2 protein-coding genes are annotated in these 1,125 nt (G+C 43.5%); both read right to left on the minus strand.

What is annotated here, in order from left to right:
- Window positions 1-340: acetyl-coenzyme A synthetase N-terminal domain-containing protein (locus A3739_RS16580; RefSeq protein WP_304440286.1), on the minus strand; the 340-nt coding region annotated here is incomplete at its 3' end.
- Between the two features lie 119 nt (window positions 341-459).
- Window positions 460-1,125 (minus strand): hypothetical protein (locus A3739_RS30015; RefSeq protein WP_197472379.1); only part of this gene is annotated, 666 nt, incomplete at its 5' end.

Genomic DNA, 1,125 nt, shown 5'->3' on the forward strand with positions numbered 1-1,125 from the left:
GCAGCTGTTTGTATGAGATATGTTCAGATTGAGAAGGGTCATCACCTTCATAAATAATCGCAGTTTGATCGCCCTTATCAGCCAAGTGACGGTCTAAACAATTGTAGGACGCGTTCAAGATACCGTCTTCAAACCAACGAATATGCAAATCTTTCGATGCATAAGATACGTCTTTGACTTTGGTAAACGGCTTAAACCAATCGATTCTTTTGGCTTGCTCTGCCCAGAAACTCTCTGGGTCATCAATAGATGCCTTATATAGCTCTAAATATTGGTCTTTGTTAAGCGTTGAAAATTCTTCAAGTTCAGGAGAAACAGGATAAATATGTTGCTCTGTCATGGCGCTTCCTCTTATTTTTGTTAGGCAGCTTGGCAACATTTATAAGAACTTAGCACGGACTAAGTCGCAGCTTTTGCTACAAATGATGCCTAGATAATTTCAGCATCAAAAAGCTACGCTCAGTCCCGAGACGAGTCAACCAATGAGGCGTATTTTATAGACTCGAGTAACGTTTCAAGAGGGACGGTATTAGATGAGCTACGAATTTGCTCAGCCAACTTACTCTGAGAACCAAAACCTTTCTCATCGTAAACACTCTGCTCGGAAGGTTCATCAACACGAATTTCCTCACGATCCAAAGCATCTACTGAACTCGCTGATGGCGCTGGCATGCCAGTTGGCTTCGCCAACTCAAGACGCTCATATTCTGCGAGCAACAAAAGACGATGCTCTTCATTGATAGAGCTAGGCGTTAACGTGCTTAACAAGCCATGCAATAAATCGATTGCAGAATCACCTAACCGATCTCCGTAGGCATAAATACAACTAGAAATCAGTGTCGTGACTTGCTCAGGCGTTGTATTTGGATCGGTAAAGAAACGATTCATGCGAATACGCAGATCAACCCACGCATTTTCAGACTGATCAGAGAGTAATTCCTGACTGTCAGGCTTAGCGGTTTCCGCAGCGATTGTCTGTTTTTGTTTTTTGATCTGCTCTTGAACTTGGCTCAATGACTCTTTGTAGGAGCCAGAATTCAAATCCACAACCATGGCAGGCTTGTCTTCTCGGACACGCATACCATCAGGACGAGAAACGTCAGGACTAGAAACAGGAGGCTCTGG

It is taken from the genome of Oleiphilus sp. HI0067 (genome assembly GCF_001635735.1).